The sequence below is a fragment of the Dactylosporangium sp. NPDC000521 genome, from assembly GCF_042898305.1.
Taxonomy (GTDB): domain Bacteria; phylum Actinomycetota; class Actinomycetes; order Mycobacteriales; family Micromonosporaceae; genus Dactylosporangium.
Window position 1 is genome coordinate 1 of the sequence record NZ_JBIAYW010000014.1, and the last position, 16,579, is coordinate 16,579.

Sequence of the window (16,579 nt, forward strand, 5' to 3'; positions counted from 1 at the left end):
ACCAACATCGCTCGCGCTACCCGACGCGCCAACCGCCTACCGCACGATCTGATCACCGCCGCGACCAGCAGTTACCCGACAACGCAATGACCCTGACCCGTGACCGAACACGGCAGCGTGCGTTTCGGCCAGACGTCGTCTACGTCAACGTGGTGGAGTTCGCGGCTCGGGCCGGCGAGGCGTTCGATGGTGTCGAGGACATCGTTGCCCGACTCGTGGAGATCCAAGACGGGCAGCAGTGGATTGGCCCCGAACGCCTTCTCCCGCCAAGGGTTCGCCACACGTAATTCGTCTGCCCGGCTTACGGGGATTTCTGCGGCTCGAACGCCGGCCTGCTCGTGGGCACTCTTCGTCCCGGAATCGGCCAGGGCAGGTCAGTGATCGAAAAGCTGCGTGTGGCATCGTGAGGTCCTGCCGCCTGTGCCAACGAAGCCAGCGCGCTTTCATCGATGCCATGAAAGTAGCCCTGCTCCCGGACGAAGTCGTCGCCGGTTGTCGTGTCAGGGCTATCGACGCGTGGCTCCGGTAGACGCAGGCCTTTAGGTAGGTCATCATCGGGATGGCGATAGAGGTAGCGTCTGGCACCGAGAACCGTCTCCTGGTTTACGGTGCTTGCGAGCTGGGTGGTGCCGGGGACCGTCGCGTCGGGCATGCCTTGCATTGGAGCTGGCATGGTCGCACGCGGCCGCACAAGCATGGCCATGCGCCGGTTGAGCGGCAGGAGGAAGGCGTCAGCCGTGGCGATACCGACGCCTCGCCATGCCGGGTAATCCGACCGTACAAGCAGGGATACCGGCTCGTCCGAGGTGAGTAGTGCCCGTCGCTTGAACCGAATGACACTCCATTGGGCGTCGTGCAGATAAGCCGTCATCGGATCGACGAGCGAAACCAGCAGCTGCAGGTGCTCGCGGGCAGAGGGGATGAGCTCTGGACCTCCCGGCTTCGTCAGGTCATCCCATTCCCAGTCAAGCTCTTCGTTGGTAACGGCTCGACGTTCTGCCGTCTGGATCACCTGGCGCAGCGCTTCCTTGCCCGACACGCCCACGATCAGCCTGATCATCGTCGCGCTGTGCGCATTCTGGTTGTATCGGATACCCTCAGTTCGGAGGTGTTGGAGCGCCATCCAGTTTGCCATTGCACGTCGCGGTTCTCCCACAAGGGGCCACATTCCGGTGCCGACCGCATGGAACGCTGCCGCCGCGGAGGTTTCGAGTTCGGCAAACGCGCGCTCGAATGCATCGGACTTCGTGCCATTTGGCAGGGTGATGGTGTAAAAGTCCTTGTTGACTGTGGCATCGGAAGTGGCGAGTGTTGCTTCGTGCGTGCCGGGCAGGGTGGTTCGCCGGATCTGGCGGACGTCGTTCGCGAAGCACTTAAGGTAGAACTGCGACACGACGTGTTGTCGGCGGACGCGGTCGGCCACGCTACCCCCTCCTGTTCGTGCGGCTGCCTTCCATTGTGCGGACGTTCAGCCACCGGACGGCTTGCGACACGGGCTTGAACGCGAGGATTTCTGACGGCTGCTTGATCGTCGGACATCCTCGCGACGATTGCCGCTCGTTGCGCGGTGGGTCCAGGGATACGTGGCTTCCACTACCGGTGTCCCTGGCTGTCATTCCTCTGTCTGCTGCCCGGTCTGCCAGGGCAACGCCAGCTACCTTCTCTGAACCGTGAAGATGGCCCGCGTGGATCGCAGTTGAAATCGACCCTTGCGCACCTACGCACCCTCTGCTTGGGCATAAGATGCCCAAGCAGAGGGTTGGTTCGGCATGGCACGCGCAACCTGCGAGTCGCGTCATGGAGCGCAACAGCTGGGCATCACCGGCATCATGAACGGCTTACATGTGGTAAGCCGGCGGCGATCCTCAGGGCCCGTGCCGCACTGCAGTATTGCCGCGATCCGCATGCGGCGTCCGCGACTGCCCGGAGCGCGGGCTGCTCAATCTGGCCACCAGCCAAGTAGCCCCATCCTGCGAGTGCTCGCGGATGGACTGCCGACGTCTCCACCCTGGCATTTCATGGTTCTACCTCGTTGTGCGGCGGTGCCAGCGGGTGGCCGCTTCGGTGATCAACTTGCCCGCTGGCTGCGCACAGGACTGTGACGCGCATCTAATCCTTGCTTTTAACCCCGAACCAAGGCGAGCGGCCTCATGGCCCATCGGTGCCGTCTTGCAGCCGCCTGAGTTGCAGCGGTTGGAATTAATTGCCCAGGATCAGCCGGTTGCTGCGTTGTGCGCCGTCGGGCAGGTCAAGTATGTCTGGTCTATCTAGGATCATTACTTTGAGCACCTTGATCGCAATGTCTAGCGCCTCGAAGCACTGGGGATATTCGCTATATTCGAGGTTGCGATTTCCATGAACGACATCGCTCCTCAAATTGTATATGTCAGTCAGCCGTTTCCTGAGCTTCGCTCTCGCTTCGAAATTCTGTTCGAGCAGGATGGCGATCGAGCTCGTTACTCGAAGGGTTGGTTCGCCTTCTTTGGTTCCGAACAAGTTCTCCCAAGCGATGACGGCGTCGACCAGCATGTCTACCGGCTCTCGTCGCTCGGACATGGCACGCAAAATGCGGCCGAAGGCAAGTTCCAACCGCTTTGCCGATTTGGTGCCGAGCTTCGTGTACAGCGTCATCCACTCGTCAAATTCTGTCTGAGTGAGCTGCGTCGGTAGAATGCTGGGGTTGCTTTTGAGGTCGGCAAATCCAATACCCGAACCGGAACTCAGGGGAAGGTCAATAGTTTGCCACGCTGGCAGGAGAAGGACCCTGCCGTCCCGTGGAGCGGCGAGAACAAGACTGAAGCGCAGTCGCGTCAGCGTGCTACCTACTTCGGAGGGGTACGGGAGATCAGGCGGAAATTCGCCTCGAAGGTTGTCCGGATCCCACTCTTGAATGCGCATCCTGAGCGGAAAGTTATAGTCAAGGACAATATCGCCTTCGTAATGAATTGAGATCGTTTCCCCAGCAGCAGTGCTTGTTTCCACCATGCCTTTAACGTGCTCGGGAACCACTTCCCAATCTTGCTGCGTAGCCTCCCGGAGCACTCCACAATCCAGGGTCGCATGAGTACCTGGCGGCAGGAGCACGCCAGCGAGGGCATGACGAAGCGTCACTACCGACGTTCTGCCCTGAACCAGACGTCGGGCGATCTTCAATTCCTCCGCGGCGCGTTCGGAGAACGCCACGGGCGTCCGCTCGGAGGCCGCCAGCTGCCTCCACGCGCGCTCCAGAAGCACGTTGGGAAATCTCAAAAGCTGCAAGCTCCAGGCCGAGCCAGCGTTTGTGTATGCGTATCCCGTCTTGCCGCTATACTCCGTGTCGGTCGGGAATGCCCGCTGCAACAGGGGGTCCGCCATGACGGCATGGAGAAAAGCGGCGCTCGCGGGATGCCGATGAGCAAGGCTCGAAACATGAATGTTCACGGTTTGTGGCATCGAGCCGAATTCCCTGTCGGGAGGCAGCAAGAAGGCCGGATAGACGTCGAGTGCGAGATTACGAAGGTTGAACTCAACCATGTCGTCGTTATCGGCGAGAAAAGTGACTTCCTGCCCACTGGTGTAATGATGCATGCGAACGATGCGCGGGCGGTTCTCCTGATCGAGATCCATCAGAACTCCACGAAACACGCGCTCAATGTCCTCTACGCCAACGTCCTCAGGGATCTGGCTGTGAATGGCTGAGAGAATGTTTGCAACCTCCGCCTGCGCTTGGCTTGGTGCGAGAGTGCTAGACCCGAGTGCGTCGAGCTCGTCGGGCCGACAGCTAAGAGCATAAGCGAGGAGGTCGTTGCCCAGTAGCTCGCTGCACAAGGAGATGAATTCCGGAGTAATGCCGGATTCAGTGACATCCGTCATGAGTCGCGACCTCGTCAGTTCTTAGCAGGATAGTGTCCGATCAGCAATGCTGGGGCACCAAGCACTGTAGTCACTGTCCGACGGGAAGGCATCGAATTTACGGTGCGCGACGGTGCCCAAGTGGGTAGTGCCTACTCCTTTGCTCAAGACCCATACGAAAGCCACCCTTGCCTTCGGAACGTCGCCCGTCGAAGTTGACGGATGGCGCGATGGAGCGGTTCGAGATGGCGGAACCGTTCGAGTCGCTGCTGGACCAGGACCCGTCCGGCGGACATGGCCGCTGGACGGGTGGAGCCGAGCGCCTTGGCGATGCCGGAAGTGGGCCGTTCGTGGACGTCAGGCGGTGAATGGGCCTCGATCGAAGATTGAGATCGGCCGTCCACGTAGCTAGCCAGGACGTATACATGCACGTCGGGGCGCGAGCGACCGGATGGTTGGGCCGTCCGGCTTGGCTTGGACTCGATCGATCTGGTGCCTGGTGGGAGTCGAACCTGCTCTTACTTATCATAATCGACACATCACTTTGCGTTGAGAATGCGTCGGACATGGCGGTCGGACACGCCTAGGGTGTTCGCGATGTCCGCTGTAGTGGCGTCTGGGCGCTGCGTGCGGACGGCTGCAATCGCCTCAGCGGTCTTCGCCGCAGAACGTCGTTTCCTAACAGTTGGTGCGGATGGTGCATCGTCCGAGTTGGCGGCTTGTGCCGGTCGGCCTGGCTGCGGTCGATGCGCGGACCGCGGGAGTAGAGGAGATGCGGCAGATTCATTGCGTTCGGCGCGCTCGATGGGCAAAGACTCCGTGCGGGCGAGCATCTCGACGACCAGTAGTAGGGCAATTGCCGGCCACGCGGCAACGATCCGTGCGCCGGTGGTTGCTTCGGCGGCGGCTATGTTGGCTGCGACGCTTGCGGCCACGCCCGCCGCGAAGGCGATTCGCGCCGACCAGCGGACGCGTCCGCCGGTGCGCTTGTCGTCGACCATTACGGTTGAGGCGACGATGAGCATGCCGTCCACGGAGAGCGGCAGTACGTAGGCGACCTCCGGTCGTTCGCCGAAGTGCAGGGCGACGTGGACCATGTGGCTCCATGAGGACCAGGCCGCGATGGAGGCGACGGCCGCTGTGCTGGCGGTCCGGGCCAGGCGCATCGGGTTCATCGGGCGTCCCGAGGGGATGGCAGGAGGCGTGTCCGGATATCCGCGGCAATGTCCGGGCCGATGGCCGGACGTCCGCCAAGGATCAGCCTGGACTGGACGTCTGTCCAGCGTGACCAGCGGATATAGGCTTCGTCCTCGGTAAGTCCGGTCGCGGACGCGACGTCGGCGAGGGTTGCGCCGGACTCGAAGGCGCGGTGCATGGTGAGCGGCTGCCAGCGGGTCCACCACGACACCACGGCGGCGGCCAGGGCCAGCTCTTCGAGGGCCGCGTCGGCCGGCTCGTCCGCGGGTCGCCGTTGCTGGGTGTGGTTGTACAGATCCAGTAGGAGCTGGAACGGGTTGCGGTCGGCTGCCTCGGTGAACGTCAACGGAGGGGTGCTCACCGGCGCCGCCCCTCGTGGGCGAGGACCGACAGGATCGCGACGGTGCGGCGGAAGGCCGCGTACGCCTCCGCGTCGCTCGCGATGGTCTTGTCCTCAAGGATCGCCACGAGTTCCTTGAGGACTTCGATGACGAAGCGGTCGCGGACGGCGCGCATGATCGGCGCGTACAACAAACCCAGGTGAATACGGTGGGATGGTCATTGCTCAGGAGCTCCTCCGACACAGGGGACAGGGTCGGGGGTCCTGAGCCGACTACGGCTACCAGCCTCTGGCGCGCCACTCCGGGATCGACGGGCGCTCCGTGCCGAGTGTCGAGTCCTTGCCGTGTCCCGGGTGGAACTCCGTCTCGTCCGGGTAGGCGCCGAAGATCTTGGCTTCGAGGTCGTCCATCAGAGACTTGAAGTTCGCTGGGTTTGTGGTCTTTCCAGGACCCCCGGGGAAGAGGGAGTCGCCGGTCCAGAGGTGGCCGTCGTGGTAGAGGGCGATCGAGCCGGGGGTGTGGCCGACGAGATGGATGACGGTCAGGTCGCAGTCGCCCAGGGGGAGGGTGTCGCCGTCGTTGAGGGTGCCGGTGGCGGTCGGGATCTCGGGGGCGTCGGCGGGGTGGGCCAGGGAGGCGGCGCCGGTGGCCTTGACGACGTCCTCGAGGGCGAACCAGTGGTCCTGGTGGCGGTGGGTGGTCACGACGGTGGAGATGCCGGACGGGGCGGTGGCGATCAGCTGGAGCAGGCGTTCGGCGTCGTTGGCGGCGTCGATGAGCAGGCTGTCGCCGGTGGTGGTGCAGGTGAGCAGGTAGGCGTTGTTGTCCATCGGGCCGACGGAGAGCTTGGTGAAGGTCAGACCGCTCATGCCGTCGCCTCCGCTGCGCTCCGGTGCCGGCCTGAGCCACACCTGCGATGCTGACTCGCAGCTTCTGCGCTGCGCTCCGGGCTGCTCATTTCCAGGCCTCCAGGGAGGGAAGGTCGCCGGCGAGGCCGGTGCCGTCGCCGCGGCCGGTGAGCCAGGCGGCGAGGAGGTGGGCCGGGCCGGTGACGACTGGGGCGCCCTCGACGGACAGCAGCTTGGTGCCGTCGTCGGAGACGAGGGTCGCCACGTGCGGGGTGGCGGGGTCGTGCAGGATGCGCCGGACGAAGGACGCGGGCCAGTCGGCCGGGCCGTATCCGGCGTCGAGGTCGACGTGGTGCAGCTCGACCTCGCAGATGCGGGCCCAGACGACGCGGGCGGCGGGGGTGGGGCCGGTGCTGCCCCACTCGACGAGCGCGGTCCAGGCCTCGGCGGGCATCGTGTCGATCGATTCGCGCAGCAGGTCGCAGGCGGTGGTGAGGTCGGCGAGCTGCTCCTCGTGCGGGCGGGGGGCGCCGGCGGCGATGCCTGCCTCGCGGGCCTCGGGGCTGGCATACGTGGGGGTCTTCTCCCCGGTGCGGGCCCAGTGCAGCAGATTGCGGTAGGCGTCGGCGTTGCGGGCGAGGTGGGTCACGACGTGGCCGCGGGTCCAGCCGTCGCAGCGGGACGGGGCGACCAGACCGTTGCCGTCGAGGGTGCGGACCGTGTCGAGGAGGCGGGCGGTGGCGCGGTCGAGCTCCGCGCTCAGCACGAGTGGATCAGCCGTCACCGCCCAACCCTACCGCCCCCCACCGACAAGATTTACCGGCAAAAGCCGACGACAAGATCCGCCGATGAAGGAAGTCGCAGGGCGGAGAAGGCGCGACTGGTGAAGGGGGTAGGACCAGCCACCGGAGCCGACCGCGGACGGTGACGGGCGCCGCTCGTACAACACCTGCGAACGCGGCAAGATCAGCGTTGGCGGACGCCGACGGCGGGTGGCAGGTCGCCGGCGGCCCAGTGCAGCTCGTCCTCCCAGTCGGCGACGCTGAGGTCGACGTGCTCGAAGCTGAGCCGGGCGCCGATGGGTTTGCCCAGGTAGCCGGCGTACAGATCGTGCACGGCCACGAGGCGCTGGCCGACCGCGGCCGCGGCGGGGTCGCGGGGTGCGGCGGCCCTGACCTCGAGCCGGCCGTAGACGCCCATGTCGGCGTCCGTGCCGCGCTCCTCGACGATGACGTCGAGGATCTCGTCCTCGGCGCCGACGTGGAAGCCGTACGAGACGCCGGCGAACGTCAGCCAGAAGCGCATGAGCGAGTCGTCCTGCCCAGGTGAGACGTGCCACTGGACGTCGGCCCGGTCCAGGCGCAGCCCGACGGCGCCGGCCAGCACATGCGAGGGGAGCACGCACCTGACGATAGCCCCGATATTCGGTTTCGCGGTGTGGACGCGCTACCTACCGTGGATTTCCGAACACGGGTTCGTAAAGGATGTTCATGATTATTGACCTGTCATCCCTGGGCTGGGACGACGCGTATGCCGCGCTGTACTCCGGCCGGTTCGACCTGCCCGGATTCCGACCGGCGCGGGTCAGCCGCGTCGACCGGGGCGTGTGTACGGCGATCGCGTCCGACGGCCCGCTGCGCGCGAGCCTGTCGGGGGGCCTCCTGGCGCGTGCCGCCGCCGATCCCGGGTCGCTGCCGTGCGCGGGGGACTGGCTCGTCGTGCGGACGTGGCCGGACGAGCGCCTGACGGCCGAGGCGGTGCTGCCCAGACGCACCGCGATCATCCGGGCCGTCGCCGGTGAGGAGTCGTTCGGGCAGGTCCTGGCCGCCAACGTGGACGCGGTTGCGGTCGTGGAGCCGGTCGACCCGTCGCCGGACCTCGGGCGCATCGAGCGGCTGCTCGCCCTCGCCTGGGAGTCGGGGGCGCGGCCGGTGCTGGTCCTGACGAAGTGCGACCTGGCCGCGGATCCCGAGGCGCTCGCCGAGCAGATGCCGGACGGGGTCGAGGTCCACGCGGTCAGCTCCCGCACGGGGATGGGCCTGTCCGCGCTGCGGCCGCTCGTGGCGCACGGGCGGACGCTCGGCCTCCTGGGGCAGTCCGGTGCCGGGAAGTCGAGCCTCGTCAACGCCCTCGCCGGGGCGCAGGTGATGCAGACGCAGGCGTTGCGTGGCGACGGCCGTGGACGGCATACCACCACATATCGGGCATTGATTCCCATGCCGGGCGGCGGTGCGGTCCTCGACACGCCCGGGGTGCGGCTCGTCGGCATGTTCGACACCGCGGCGGGCCTGGACCGGGCGTTCGCCGATGTGACGCAGCTCGCGACGCTGTGCCGGTTCGACGACTGCCGGCACGGTGAGGAGCCCGGTTGCGCGGTCCGGGCCGCGGTCGAGGACGGCGAGCTCAGCCCCCGCCGCTTCGCCAGTTGGCAGAAACTGCAGAAAGAGCAGAAGCTGGCATCGGTACGGCGGCTCAAGCGCGAGAGCCGCGACCGGCGACGGCTGGCACGTCCGTAAGGGGGGTCCCCCGTTCGGGCGCGGAAAATTGTCATACCCCCTGGCTAGAGTTGTCGGCTGGCACCGTGACGGTGTCCGAACCGGACAAAATCACCGCTGCCGGACTCTTTGCCGCTGCTGGCGGACATATTCACTGCCAAGGGGAAGCATGTCGGACCGTCTGATCATCCGTGGCGCTCGGGAGCACAACCTCCGTGACGTCAGTCTCGACCTGCCGCGCGACGCGATGATCGTGTTCACCGGGCTCTCGGGCTCCGGCAAGTCGAGCCTCGCGTTCGACACGATCTTCGCCGAGGGGCAGCGGCGGTATGTGGAGTCGCTGTCGTCGTACGCACGCCAGTTCCTCGGCCAGATGGACAAGCCCGACGTCGACTTCATCGAGGGTCTGTCGCCGGCGGTCTCCATCGACCAGAAGTCGACCTCGCGCAACCCGCGCTCGACGGTCGGCACGATCACCGAGGTGTATGACTACCTGCGGCTGCTGTATGCGCGCATCGGCGAGCCGCACTGCCCCGTCTGCGGCGAGCTGATCACCCGGCAGACGCCGCAGCAGATCGTCGACCGGGTCCTCGCGATGGAGGAGGGCACCCGCTTCCAGGTGCTCGCCCCGGTCGTGCGCGGCCGCAAGGGCGAATACCTCGACCTCTTCCAGGAGCTGCAGTCGAAGGGGTATGCGCGGGCCCGCATCGACGGCGTCGTGCACCCGCTCACCGAGCCGCCGAAGCTCAAGAAGCAGGAGAAGCACACCATCGAGGTCGTCGTCGACCGGCTCTCGGTGAAGGCGTCGTCCAAGCAGCGGCTCACCGACTCGGTCGAGACCGCGCTGAAGCTCGCCGCAGGCATCGTCATCCTCGAGTTCGTCGACGTGCCCGAGGACGACGAGCACCGCGAGCGGCTCTTCTCCGAGCACCTCGCCTGCCCCAACGAGCACCCGCTGTCGATCGAGGACCTCGAGCCCCGGTCGTTCTCGTTCAACGCGCCATACGGCGCCTGCCCCGACTGCACCGGCATCGGCACCAAGAAGGAGGTCGACCCGGAGCTGATCGTGCCCGACCCGGAGCAGACGCTCCGCGGCGGCGCGATCGCGCCCTGGGCCACCGGCCACACCCTCGAATACTTCCTCCGCCTGCTGGAGGCCCTGGGCGCCGAGGCCGGCTTCGACCTGGACACGCCCTGGCGTGCGCTGTCGTCGCGGGCGCAGAAGGCGATCATGTACGGGTCGGAGGACCAGGTCCACGTCCGGTACCGCAACAAGTACGGGCGCGAGCGCTCCTACTACACCGGCTTCGAGGGCGTGGTGCAGTGGATCGAGCGCCGGCACGCCGACACCGAGAGCGACTGGTCCCGCGACAAGTACGAGGGGTACATGCGCGACGTGCCCTGCGGCACCTGCGGCGGGTCCCGGCTCAAGCCGGAGATCCTCGCGGTCACCATCGCCGGGCACAGCATCGCCGACATCTGCAACCTGTCCGTCGGTGACTGCGCGGAGCTCCTCGGTGCGATGACCCTCACCGACCGGCAGAAGCTCATCGCCGAGCGGGTCCTGAAGGAGATCAACGCCCGGCTGCGGTTCCTCGTCGACGTCGGCCTCGACTACCTTTCCCTGGACCGGGCCTCCGGCACCCTGTCCGGCGGCGAGGCGCAGCGCATCCGGCTCGCGACCCAGATCGGCTCCGGCCTCGTCGGCGTCCTGTACGTGCTGGACGAGCCCAGCATCGGCCTGCACCAGCGCGACAACCACCGGCTCATCGAGACCCTGACGCGGCTCAAGCGGCTCGGCAACACGCTGATCGTGGTCGAGCACGACGAGGACACGATCCGCACCGCCGACTGGATCGTCGACATCGGGCCCGGCGCCGGTGAGCACGGTGGCCGGGTCGTGCACAGCGGGCCGTACGAGGAGCTGATCACCGCCGAGGAGTCGGTGACCGGCGCGTACCTGGCGGGCCGGCGCAGCATCCCGACGCCGGAGATCCGCCGCCCCCGCACGCCCGGCCGCGAGCTGGTCGTCGTCGGCGCCCGCGAGCACAACCTGCAGAACCTGACCGTCCCGTTCCCGCTCGGGCAGTTCGTGGCGGTGACCGGCGTCTCCGGCTCCGGCAAGTCGACCCTGGTCAACGACATCCTCCACGCGGTGCTGGCCAACGTCGTCAACGGCGCCCGCCTGGTGCCCGGCCGGCACACCCGCATCTCCGGGCTGGAGCAGGTCGACAAGGTCGTCGGCGTCGACCAGTCACCGATCGGCCGCACCCCGAGGTCCAACCCGGCGACGTACACCGGCGTGTTCGACAACGTCCGGAAGCTCTTCGCCGAGACCACCGAGGCCAAGGTGCGCGGCTACGGCCCGGGACGCTTCTCGTTCAACGTGAAGGGCGGGCGCTGCGAGGCGTGCGCCGGCGACGGCACGATCAAGATCGAGATGAACTTCCTGCCCGACGTGTACGTGCCGTGCGAGGTCTGCAAGGGTGCGCGGTACAACCGCGAGACCCTCGAGGTGCACTACAAGGGCCGCACGATCGCGGAGATCCTGGACATGCCGATCGAGGAGGCCGCGAGCTTCTTCGAGGCCATCCCGGCCATCCACCGGCACCTGAAGACGCTCAACGACGTGGGCCTGGGCTACGTGCGCCTCGGCCAGCCCGCGCCGACGCTCTCCGGCGGCGAGGCGCAGCGGGTCAAGCTCGCGTCGGAGCTGCAGAAGCGGTCCACCGGCCGCACCGTGTACGTGCTGGACGAGCCGACGACCGGCCTGCACTTCGAGGACATCCGCAAGCTGCTCATCGTGCTGCAGAGCCTCGTCGACAAGGGCAACACCGTCATCGTCATCGAGCACAACCTCGACGTCATCAAGTCTGCGGACTGGCTCATCGACATGGGTCCCGAGGGCGGTCACAAGGGCGGCACGGTGGTCGCGGCGGGCACGCCGGAGGAGGTCGCGGAGATCGCCGAGAGCCACACGGGGCAGTTCCTGCGGCCGGTGCTGGGCCTGAAGGGCGACATCAGCGGCGACACCACGGCCCGTGACCGGGCGGTCAAGGCCAACGGCGCGATGTCCGCACCGGCCCGGTCCGGCCGGAAGGCCGCGTCGCCGCGGACCAGGGCGGCGGTCTCGACGGTGGAGCCCGACGACCTCCCGGTGGCGGAGCCCGCGCGGGCCGCGGCGACCGCACGGCCCGCCAAGGCGGCGGGCACCCGCGCGAAGGCGACCAAGGCGGCACCCGCGAAGCGCGCTCCGGCGAAGAAGGCGGCCGCGAAGGGCTGATCTCGTGTGTGCCTCCGGTCCGGCATTTCCGCTGGTCGTACCCCAGCGGAAATGCCGGAGCGGGGAACGGGGGTCGCCTGCTGGCGGATGCGGTGACCGGGGGACGGTGACGATCGGGCGCTGCTACGGTGGCCGCTGGCAAGGCCCTCACCCCCAGGAGGACAGACGTGCCGGTTCAGGACGTGTTCAACCCCTGCTCGGCCCGCCGGGCACTGCTGCTGGGCGCGGGCGCGCTCGGCGTGGCGGTGCTGGCCGGATGCGGTGACGACGAGGAGACCCCGGCGGCCGCGGGCAGCCAGGCGCCCCCCTCCGCCGCGCCGACCACCGCGGCCAACCCGTTCGACAACACCGCGCCCGCGACGGGCTCCAGCGACGCGGCGCCGCCGGCGGGTGCGCTGGTCGCCGTGAAGGACGTGCCGGTGGGTGGCGGCGTGATCGCCAAGGACACGATTCTCGTGGTGCAGGCGAAGCAGGGGACATTCAAGGCGTACCAGGCGAGCTGCCCCCACCAGGGCGTCACCGTGGAGCCTCCGTCGGCCGGGGCGACGACGATCATGTGCCCGGGGCACAACTCGCAGTTCAAGATCGCGGACGGCAGCCTCGCGCGCGGGCCGGCGACGCGTGGGTTGAGCGCTGTGCCCGTGAAGGTGCAGGCAGGGTACGTCGTCGAGGCGTAGTCGCGTTGTGCTCCGTGAATGTCACGGGCAGGTAACGGATTCCCAGAGTTTGTTGAGCATTGAACCGTACGCTCCATGATCTACGTATTTCCTGGCGTAGCCAGCAGGCCAACGACCTTGGAGGAGCCTATGAGTGACACGACTCGCCGCGCGGTGCTCGCCGGAGCGGCCGGAATCACGGCCGTGACGGCGCTGGCCGCCTGTGGAGACGACAGTGACGACAGCGGCAAGACCGGGGACAGCAGCACCGGCGGTGCCGCCGCGGGCGTCCTGGCGACCAAGGCCGACATCCCTGTCGGCGGCGGCAAGATCTTCAAGGACGGCGGCGGCGTTGTCGTCACCCAGCCGGAGGCCGGGCAGTTCAAGGCGTTCAGCTCGATCTGCACCCACCAGTCGTGCGTCGTCTCCGACGTCTCGGCCGGCGCGATCAACTGCAGGTGCCACGGCAGCGTCTTCTCCGCGGCCGACGGCTCCGTGAAGAACGGTCCGGCCACCAAGGGGCTGGCCGAGAAGACCCTGAAGATCGACGGGGACAACATCTCGCTGGCGTGAGGTCGCTTCCGGGGGGTCGGCTTTTGTCGTACCCCCCGGATAGTCTCGAAGCGTGCCAGATCCGTCCACGTACCGCCCCGCCCCGGGCACCATTCCCGACACGCCAGGGGTCTACCGGTTCCGCGACCCGTCGGGCCGCGTCATCTACGTGGGCAAGGCCAAGAGCCTGCGGCAGCGCCTCAACTCGTACTTCGCCGACGTGTGGACCCTGCACGCGCGCACCCAGCAGATGGTCACCACCGCGGCGAAGGTCGACTGGGTCACGGTCGGCACCGAGGTCGAGGCGCTCCAGCTCGAATACAACTGGATCAAGGAGTACGACCCCAGGTTCAACGTCCGCTACCGCGACGACAAGAGCTACCCGTACCTGGCGGTCACGCTCGACGAGGCCTACCCGCGCCTGCAGGTGATGCGCGGCGCCAAGCGCAAGGGCGTGCGCTACTTCGGCCCCTATGCCCACGCCTGGGCGATCCGCGAGACCCTCGACCTGCTGCTGCGCGTGTTCCCGGCGCGGACCTGCTCGTCCGGTGTGTTCAAGCGGGCCGGCCAGATCGGCCGCCCCTGCCTGCTGGGCTACATCGGCAAGTGCTCCGCGCCGTGCGTCGACCGGGTCAGCGAGGAGGAGCACCGCCGCATCGTCGACGACTTCTGCGACTTCATGGCCGGCAAGACCGACACGATGGTGAAGCGGCTCGAGCGGGAGATGTTCGCCGCCTCCGACGAGCTGGACTTCGAGCGCGCCGCCCGCATCCGCGACGACCTGGGCGCGCTGCGCCGGGCGGTGGAGAAGCAGGCGGTCGTGCTCGGCGACGGCACCGACGCCGACGTGGTCGCGTTCGCCGACGACCCGCTCGAAGCGGCCGTCCAGGTGTTCCACGTGCGCGGCGGCCGGGTCCGCGGCCAGCGCGGCTGGGTCGTGGAGAAGACCGAGGACCTCAGCGCCGGCGACCTCGTCCACCACTTCTGCAGCCAGATCTACGGCGCCGAGGCCGGCACCGACCCCGCCGACCTGCCGAAGGAGCTGCTCGTCCCCGAGCTGCCCGCCGACGTCGACGCGCTCGCCGACTGGCTGAGCAAGCTGCGCGGCAGCCGGGTCGCGATCCGCGTGCCGCAGCGCGGCGACAAGAAGACCCTCGCCGAGACCGTCGCGCGCAACGCCGAGCAGGCCCTCCAGCAGCACAAGCTGCGCCGCGCCGGCGACCTGAGCACCCGCAGCAAGGCCCTGGAGGAGATCGCCGAGGCACTCGGCATGCAGACCGCCCCGCTGCGCATCGAGTGCTACGACATCTCCCAGATCCAGGGCACCGACGTCGTCGCCAGCATGGTCGTCTTCGAGGACGGCCTGTCCCGCAAGAGCGAATACCGCCGCTTCGCCATCAACGGCGCCACCGACGACGTCTCCGCCATCTCCGAGGTCCTGCGCCGTCGCTTCGCCCGCTACCTGGACTCCAAGGTCGAGCTCGACTCCCTGGCCGCCGAGGACGCCGACCCGTCCCGGCCCGGCATCGACCCGACCACCGGCCGGCCCCGCAAGTTCGCCTACCCGCCCCAGCTCGTCGTCGTGGACGGCGGCCAGCCCCAGGTCAACGCCGCCGCCCAGGTCCTGCTCGACCTCGGCATCGACGACATCACCATCTGTGGCCTGGCCAAGCGCCTGGAGGAGGTCTGGCTCCCCGACGACGAGTTCCCCGTCATCCTGCCCCGCGCCTCCGAAGGCCTCTACCTCCTGCAGCGCGCCCGCGACGAGGCCCACCGCTTCGCCATCACCTACCACCGCCAGAAGCGCTCCAAGCGCATGACCGAATCGACCCTCGACAACGTCCCCGGCCTGGGCGAAATCCGCCGCAAAGCCCTGCTGCGCCATTTCGGCTCATTGAAGCGTCTCAAAGCGGCCACCATCGAGGAGATCGCCGAGGTGCCGGGCATCGGCCGCCGGACGGCGGAGGGGATTCTGGCCGCTCTGAACGGCCCTCCGCCGTCCGCTGCCTCCTCTGTGCCGGCTACGTCGCCGGCGCCGGTCGGCTCGTCATCCGCGACACCTGCTCCTGTTTCCTTACCGCCGGCGGTCGACGCTTCGACGTCCGACGCTTAGCCGGCGCGCTTCGGCCGTCCGCCACGTCGTCGGTCCACGCTTCGCTGCCCTGGTGGTTGCTGTCCGCGTGCGGGTCCGCCGATCCGTGTGGGATTTCGCCGTAGCAGGCCAGCACGGTGGGTGGGTTCTTTCCGCCCGGCCTGGGGGTCGGGCGCCTGGTGGCGTGGTTGCCGTCCGTGCCGTGGTTGCGGTGCTGTTCCCCGGCCTTCGTTCTCGCATGGTCCAGCGCCGTCGGGGGTGTCATTCGGTGTTTCCACACCGTCGCTGGTTTCCAGGACCAGTGCCCATCGTGCTGACCGCCGGCGCCGCACCCGCCGTTGTTGGCTTCATGAACCAGCGCGACGCACTCTCGTCGCAGCACCATCCCTGCCGTCGTGGTTCCCCTTGGAGCGATTGCGGTCGTGGCCTTCTTCGATGATCGAAGTCGTCTGGTGGTCGTGCGGTGGCCAGGGTTGTCCTTCGATCACGGTGGTGGTGAGGATTGCCGGCTGAGAGATCCGTGTTCGCTGTCCCCGGTGGTGATGTCCGTGTGCGGAGGGAGGGTGCGTCTTCCGCACGGATCTGGGGCCGGGCGTCTGGTGGCGTGGTTGCGGTGGTGTTTCCCGGCCTTCGTTCTCGCATGGTCCGGCGCCGTCGGGGGTGTCATTCGGTGTTTCCACGCCGTCGTTGGCATCACAAACCAGCTTTCGTTGCAGCGCCATCCGCGCGTTTGTAGCCCGTCGGAGCGATCGTGGTCGTGGCCTTCGATGATCGAAGTCGTCTGGTGGTTGTCAGGGTGGCCAGGGCTGTCCTTCGATCATGGTGATGGCGAGGTTGCGGTGATGTTCCCTGGCCTTCGTTCTCGCATGGTCCGGCGCCGTCGGGGGTGTCATTCGCTGTTTCCACGCTGTCGTTGGGTTTCACGAGCCAGCTCTCGTTGCGGCACCGTCCGCGTGTTTGTAGCCCCTTGGAGCGATCGTGGTCGTGACCTTCTTCGATGATCGAAGTCGTCTGGTGGTCGTCTGGGCGGCCCGGGCTGTCCTTCGATCACGGTGATGGCGAGGGTTCTCGGCTGAGAGATCCGCGTTCGCTGTCTCGGTGGTGATGTCCGTGTGCGGAGGGAGCGTGTGTCTTCCGCACGGATTTGGGGGGTCGGGCGTCTGGTGGCGTGGTCGTGGTGGTGTTTTCCGGCCTTCGTTCTCGGATGGTCCGGCGCCGTCGGGGGTGTCATTCGGTGTTTCCACGCTGTCGTTGGGTTTCACGAGCCAGCTTTCGTTGCAGCAC

The 16,579-nt window shown here is 67.3% G+C and carries 14 protein-coding genes and 1 pseudogene; 7 read left to right on the forward strand and 8 right to left on the reverse strand.

The window, feature by feature from the left end:
* Positions 1–287: hypothetical protein (locus tag ACFY3L_RS36430; protein ID WP_389334881.1), on the forward strand; the 287-nt coding region annotated here is incomplete at its 5' end.
* A 14-nt stretch (positions 288–301) separates the two neighbouring features.
* Here ACFY3L_RS36430 and ACFY3L_RS36435 read toward each other — a convergent pair.
* Positions 302–1,423, reverse strand: a complete 1,122-nt coding sequence (locus ACFY3L_RS36435) for a DUF4238 domain-containing protein (RefSeq protein WP_389334884.1) — start codon at positions 1,421–1,423, stop codon at positions 302–304.
* 776 nt (positions 1,424–2,199) lie between these two features.
* Positions 2,200–3,852, reverse strand: a complete 1,653-nt coding sequence (locus ACFY3L_RS36440; protein WP_389334887.1) for a hypothetical protein — start codon at positions 3,850–3,852, stop codon at positions 2,200–2,202.
* 209 nt (positions 3,853–4,061) lie between these two features.
* On the opposite strand from ACFY3L_RS36440, the gene ACFY3L_RS36445 reads away from it, so the two are divergent.
* Positions 4,062–4,199, forward strand: coding sequence for a hypothetical protein (locus tag ACFY3L_RS36445; protein WP_389334890.1), 138 nt, complete (start codon positions 4,062–4,064; stop codon positions 4,197–4,199).
* A gap of 171 nt (positions 4,200–4,370) precedes the next feature.
* Here ACFY3L_RS36445 and ACFY3L_RS36450 read toward each other — a convergent pair whose 3' ends face one another.
* From ACFY3L_RS36450 to ACFY3L_RS36475, 6 genes are all read right to left on the reverse strand, one after another.
* A complete protein-coding gene (locus ACFY3L_RS36450) occupies positions 4,371–5,006 on the reverse strand; it encodes a DUF2637 domain-containing protein (RefSeq protein WP_389334893.1) in 636 nt (211 codons plus the stop codon).
* Positions 5,003–5,374, reverse strand: coding sequence for a hypothetical protein (locus ACFY3L_RS36455; protein ID WP_389334896.1), 372 nt, complete (start codon positions 5,372–5,374; stop codon positions 5,003–5,005). Before ACFY3L_RS36455 ends, ACFY3L_RS36450 begins: the two co-directional genes overlap by 4 nt.
* 11 nt (positions 5,375–5,385) lie before the next feature.
* Positions 5,386–5,544 (reverse strand): hypothetical protein, encoded by a 159-nt coding sequence (locus ACFY3L_RS36460; protein ID WP_389334899.1) that lies wholly within the window; start codon positions 5,542–5,544, stop codon positions 5,386–5,388.
* 103 nt (positions 5,545–5,647) lie between these two features.
* The gene (locus ACFY3L_RS36465) at positions 5,648–6,238 is read right to left on the reverse strand and encodes an MBL fold metallo-hydrolase (protein WP_389334902.1); all 591 of its coding nucleotides are present in this window, start codon (positions 6,236–6,238) and stop codon (positions 5,648–5,650) included.
* A gap of 85 nt (positions 6,239–6,323) precedes the next feature.
* Positions 6,324–7,001 (reverse strand): maleylpyruvate isomerase family mycothiol-dependent enzyme, encoded by a 678-nt coding sequence (locus ACFY3L_RS36470; RefSeq protein WP_389334905.1) that lies wholly within the window; start codon positions 6,999–7,001, stop codon positions 6,324–6,326.
* 182 nt (positions 7,002–7,183) lie between these two features.
* Positions 7,184–7,618: a hypothetical protein gene (locus tag ACFY3L_RS36475; RefSeq protein ID WP_389334908.1), complete on the reverse strand. Its 435-nt coding sequence runs from the start codon at positions 7,616–7,618 to the stop codon at positions 7,184–7,186.
* Between the two features lie 89 nt (positions 7,619–7,707).
* Between ACFY3L_RS36475 and rsgA the strand changes: the two genes are divergently transcribed.
* From rsgA to uvrC, 5 genes and pseudogenes are all read left to right on the forward strand, one after another.
* Positions 7,708–8,733 carry a ribosome small subunit-dependent GTPase A gene (rsgA, locus tag ACFY3L_RS36480; protein WP_389334911.1) on the forward strand — a complete coding sequence of 342 codons (1,026 nt, stop codon included), beginning with the start codon at positions 7,708–7,710 and terminating at the stop codon, positions 8,731–8,733.
* Positions 8,734–8,881: 148 nt separating this feature from the next.
* Positions 8,882–11,821 (forward strand): annotated as a pseudogene (gene uvrA, locus ACFY3L_RS36485) (excinuclease ABC subunit UvrA); the annotation flags it as partial.
* Between the two features lie 341 nt (positions 11,822–12,162).
* Entirely contained in the window at positions 12,163–12,672 is a 510-nt protein-coding gene (locus tag ACFY3L_RS36490) for a Rieske (2Fe-2S) protein (protein WP_389334914.1), read from the forward strand.
* Between the two features lie 129 nt (positions 12,673–12,801).
* Positions 12,802–13,224: a Rieske (2Fe-2S) protein gene (locus ACFY3L_RS36495; RefSeq protein ID WP_389334917.1), complete on the forward strand. Its 423-nt coding sequence runs from the start codon at positions 12,802–12,804 to the stop codon at positions 13,222–13,224.
* Between the two features lie 52 nt (positions 13,225–13,276).
* Positions 13,277–15,316 (forward strand): excinuclease ABC subunit UvrC, encoded by a 2,040-nt coding sequence (gene uvrC / locus ACFY3L_RS36500; RefSeq protein ID WP_389334920.1) that lies wholly within the window; start codon positions 13,277–13,279, stop codon positions 15,314–15,316.
* Positions 15,317–16,579: the final 1,263 nt, after the last annotated feature.